Source organism: Empedobacter stercoris (genome assembly GCF_020281205.1).
Classification (GTDB): domain Bacteria; phylum Bacteroidota; class Bacteroidia; order Flavobacteriales; family Weeksellaceae; genus Empedobacter; species Empedobacter stercoris.
Window position 1 is genome coordinate 1 of the sequence record NZ_JACXZC010000051.1, and the last position, 4,602, is coordinate 4,602.

The 4,602-nt window shown below is 28.1% G+C and carries 5 protein-coding genes; all 5 read left to right on the forward strand.

Annotation, left to right across the window (positions count from 1 at the left end):
• Positions 1-223: 223 nt before the first annotated feature.
• Entirely contained in the window at positions 224-481 is a 258-nt protein-coding gene (locus tag IF125_RS13960; RefSeq protein WP_092910768.1) for a type II toxin-antitoxin system Phd/YefM family antitoxin, read from the forward strand.
• A gap of 1 nt (position 482) precedes the next feature.
• On the forward strand, positions 483-755 hold the full coding sequence (locus IF125_RS13965; RefSeq protein WP_225542902.1) for a Txe/YoeB family addiction module toxin: 273 nt from the start codon (positions 483-485) through the stop codon (positions 753-755).
• 937 nt (positions 756-1,692) lie between these two features.
• Positions 1,693-2,598: a hypothetical protein gene (locus IF125_RS13970; protein ID WP_225542903.1), complete on the forward strand. Its 906-nt coding sequence runs from the start codon at positions 1,693-1,695 to the stop codon at positions 2,596-2,598.
• Position 2,599: 1 nt separating this feature from the next.
• On the forward strand, positions 2,600-3,436 hold the full coding sequence (locus IF125_RS13975) for a hypothetical protein (RefSeq protein WP_225542904.1): 837 nt from the start codon (positions 2,600-2,602) through the stop codon (positions 3,434-3,436).
• A gap of 107 nt (positions 3,437-3,543) precedes the next feature.
• Positions 3,544-4,269 carry a hypothetical protein gene (locus IF125_RS13980; RefSeq protein WP_225542905.1) on the forward strand — a complete coding sequence of 242 codons (726 nt, stop codon included), beginning with the start codon at positions 3,544-3,546 and terminating at the stop codon, positions 4,267-4,269.
• The last annotated feature ends 333 nt before the right edge of the window (positions 4,270-4,602 follow it).

Genomic DNA, 4,602 nt, shown 5'->3' on the forward strand with positions numbered 1-4,602 from the left:
TTGGACAAATCCTTAGAGAAAATTTATGTAAAGAATAAAAGACAGCGTACAACTTCGGTTCAGTAAAAGCTATAACAGATTTTATGTAAAATAGAAATACAAAACCTCCAAATGGAGGTTTTTTTATGCTTTGTAATTTCCTATTATGTTTATTATAAATATTATATAAATTATTTTTTTGTATATTTGTGTACCAATATGGTTATCATTTAAATTTAAAACTATGTTAGTTATTAGTACAAGAGAATTTAGAGAACGTCAAGGCAAGTATCTAAAAAAAGTAAAAGAGGGCGAAGATGTTGTTTTAAAATCTCGTGAAAATGGGAGTTTTAAATTAGTACCTATAACAGAGGACGATACGTTAATGAGTAAAGAAGAATTCTTTAATAAATTAGATCGTTCATTACAACAAGCAAAAGAAGGAAAAACAGTTAGAGTATCTTCTAGCGAGGAAATTAAAGCGCTATTAGATAGCTTATAGAATGTATAATATAGATTTCACGAATTATGCTCTTGAAGATTTAGCCAAATTAAAAAAGTCTGAACCAAAAGCATTTAAAAAGGTTAGTAAATTTATAGAGGAACTTAGATTACATCCAGAAATGGGAACAGGACATCCAAAGCCATTAGGTAGCAATAGAGTTGGAGAATGGTCTCGTAAAATCACTGATAAACATCGATTAATTTATACAATAGATAATGAACAAATTATTGTTCTTATAATTTCAGCATATGGGCATTACGATGATAAATAGTAATTCATTAATAAAAAAGACCATATATATATGGTCTTTTTTATACTCTATAATAATGACTATGTTTAGTAAAAATATTTATATATTTAAGTTATGAAAGATATAAGACTATGTAAATTGCTATTCAATAAAAAATCTATTATTTTAATTTCAATCTGTTTATTTTTAAATGGTATAACAATAGGAGCATATGCTTCGATAGGTGGAAATATTAATTTTATATTTCTTTTTGTAGCTATATATACCCCTTATCTATTTTTATATAAAAGAATAAAAAATAATGTAATTGAATTACAATAAAAAAAGCCATGCTAAATATAATGCATGGCTTTTTTATACTCTATAATTTCAATTATGTTTAGTAGGTGTTCTCATTAAAACCAATCTCTATTTTAGAAGTGACAAGTATTTTTCATACTCCTCTATCTCCATTCTAATATCACTTTTTTCGGGTATAATGAGTAAAATAATAAGTCAATATTATATTAACGTATTAAATTTTAATTAATAATTAAAATAATAAACATAAAATTTTTAAAACCTAACAATCATATAAATAATAATTTATCCATTTATTAAACAAATAATTAATGACTAAATTATATTTACTCACTCCCTATTTAATGTTATATATCAATAAATTAGTAAATTAGCAACTCAATTAAACTATGTAAAACCTGTAATACAGGATAAGGACATAATTAGCTAAACCAACTAGCTTTTTCTTAAGAAAAGCTAGTTTTTACATTTTAGTAATCAATTTAAAGAGAACGTTAATCTAACAATATAATTAATTTAAAATGAATAGTTTATAATTTATTTCAACAACGTACATTGAACAAATTTCACCTTGATAAATGACAAAAACAAAATTATGAAACGCTATAACATTCAAAAACTACCCTAAATAAATAGTTAAACAAATACAATTAAGAATATGAATTATAATAAATTTCAATTATTTTTTATTTTTATGTCGTGTATTTTTAGTTATTCCCAAGTAGGGATTACAAAAAAAAATACGATCGAAATACATGAACATGCTATCTTACAAATAGACGGACAATATAATGGAGATAATTATGGATTAATGCTTCCTGCAATTACAAAAGAAGAGTATTTACCTCTATATAGTTCTTCCGAGCCTGATGATTATGAAAATGACCCTACAATGAAAGGGAATATTATGTTCAATACTACATATTCTACTTTTCATGTATATGATGGGGATAAATGGCAAAATGAATGGAGAAATAACACCAATTTCAAAGCAAATAAAGCTAGATTTACAACAAATGGTAATGAAGAAAGATCTGTTACATGCGGTTCTATTGTAGTAGTTATAGTTTGTGGACGTCATGAGCCTTTAGATTTTAGTAAAGAAGTATATAATAATTTAGGAATTATAAAACGTGATGGACGAACTACAAGTTCATCTGGTGATAGAACACGTGCTAATTCAGAATTTGCCATTACACAAGATGGTATTTATAAAATCGATATCAGTATACCATCAAAAACAGTAGGAGTTTTATCCTTAACAGGAGATCCTCAATATCAACTTTATCTCTATAAACAAAACTCTTCTATTAATTCAACTAGTGAAACAAAATTATTAACTTTTTTACCAGATGCATATTCTGTTCTTGGATTTGGAGGTGATGCTAATACAGCAGCTTTTGCCACTACTACAGTTCGATTACAAGCAGGAGATTCTCTTGTACTAAGAATACACTCTCCTTTAGCTGGAGTGGGATTAGGAAATAGTCTTACAGCTAAAGATAATTCAATAATATCAAATAATTATGCAAGAGAAATTTTATTTACTAAAATAAGCGATTAATATGAGAACAAGTACGTTATTAATAAATGTATGCCTATGTATTTTATATAGTGTTAATGGACAAGTTAAAATACAGATTAATGGAGACGGAATTGCACATCAGAAAACTCTTTTACAAGTAGACAGTAATACGAAAGGTATAATTTTACCAAGTGTTAAAGATGAAACTGAATTACCTCATTATGACTTAACGCAACCTGATAATTATACAAATGTAGAAATAGACAATGGTTTATTACTATATAATAAAGCAACCAAAGAAATAATGAAATACGATGGATACAGATGGCTATCGAGTAACGAAAAAAGTATCCGAAATTATCGTAATCTGACTATTTTAGGCTCTAATGCAGAAAATGAAGTGGTAGCAAGTGTACTTGGAATTACAGGACGTCCAATTATAAAATATACGGTATCACATAATCCTGATAGAAATATTATAAATAACCTTGGACTCACCGTTGATCCTAATGGAGAGGTAACAATCATAAAAGATGGCTATTATAAAATAAACCCTTCTCTAAAATCTACTGGATCTGGAGGTTTAGCTGTTGGAAATATTTCTATAATCCTGTCATTGCAAGCATTGTATGCTGGAGCAATAGGTGATAGTTGGCAAAAAATAAATGAAAACAGTTACTTACTCGATGGATTAGTTATAACCGTTGGGAATTTTGGAACAGTAAACTCTTTTAATGTAACAAAATATTTAAGGTCAGGTGACAAAATTAGAGTAAAAGCAGGAATTACAGCAGGTTCTGGAATATCTTTGGGAGCTGGCGTTACCTTTGTACCAAGTGACATAGATTCATATTTATACATCGAAAAAATAGACTGATAATGAAAAAACATATATTATTTAATTTAGTAATATTTTTAACTACATTAGTTACAAATGCCCAGGTTAATATTGGAAGAGAAACAGCTATCAGTGATAAAGGAATTTTGAACCTTATTAATATCGAAAATAATGCTGCAAAATCTAAAGGAATGATGATTCCCACAGTAGAGAACGAAACCGAATTACCTTTGTATAACACATCAGAAGTAGATCTCTTTACAGATGACCATACTATGGAAGGTATGGTAATGTATCAAAAAGATATACAGCGTGTAGTCGTTTACGATGGTGAAAAATGGAAATCTATGCTTTACGAAAAAAATCGTAACAAATCTACTCGACTGAGTATGAATACTTCAGATCCATATCGTCCACAAATAGCATGCGTTTTAGTTGGGTGTGGAAGAAATGATGTCCCTTTTGGTTTATATAATAGTCAAGATGATTACGATGAATTAGGTATTTTGGATACAAGTGGAATAGTAAATAATAACTTTAATAATTTTACCATCAAAGAATCTGGCTTCTATCGTATTCTTGTCAGTCTGAAAGTAAAAACATCTGGGTTACATGTTACTCCTCCTGTTATTTCTTTTCAAGGAATAAAAAATGATTATATACTTGCTCGAAATGATATTGAACTCAACGAAGTTATTTTAATTACAGCAGGTGCAAACAGAACAGGTTCAATGGAATTTGTAGGGATGTTTAACAAAGGTGACAAATTTAAAATACAAGTATCAGCAGGTGTAGCTATACTTACTGTTGCAGATGTTTATACAGTAGAACCTGAAGATCAGACATTCATAAGCATAGAAAAACTATTTTAATTATAAACTTAAACTGACTATAATACTTTTTTTATTTTTTCTGCAACTATAAATACACAAGAGGGAGTTGGAATAAAACAACAAAGAGAAATTTTACATGTTTATCCTTTAAGAAATATAACCAATGTTGCATAAAGTACAACAGCTTATTTTTTTGGTACAAAATGTGACTGAAATGTAGCAATAGGGAATAATTCACCAAAGGTGAAGTCGTGTGTTATGTACAAGGAGGAGAAAGTCAAGGAATCTATAATGGGGTAGTGTTCCAAATGTGTTGTTTTTACACAATACTCACAAAAACAATTAATTAACTATAAAATAATTTTACTCAAT

What these genes read in the sequence shown, in the direction of transcription:
- IF125_RS13960 (WP_092910768.1), top strand. Translation starts at nt 224, where the DNA reads ATGTTAGTTATTAGTACAAGAGAATTTAGAGAACGTCAAGGCAAGTAT.
- IF125_RS13965 (WP_225542902.1), top strand. Translation starts at nt 483, where the DNA reads ATGTATAATATAGATTTCACGAATTATGCTCTTGAAGATTTAGCCAAA.
- IF125_RS13970 (WP_225542903.1), top strand. Translation starts at nt 1,693, where the DNA reads ATGAATTATAATAAATTTCAATTATTTTTTATTTTTATGTCGTGTATT.
- IF125_RS13975 (WP_225542904.1), top strand. Translation starts at nt 2,600, where the DNA reads ATGAGAACAAGTACGTTATTAATAAATGTATGCCTATGTATTTTATAT.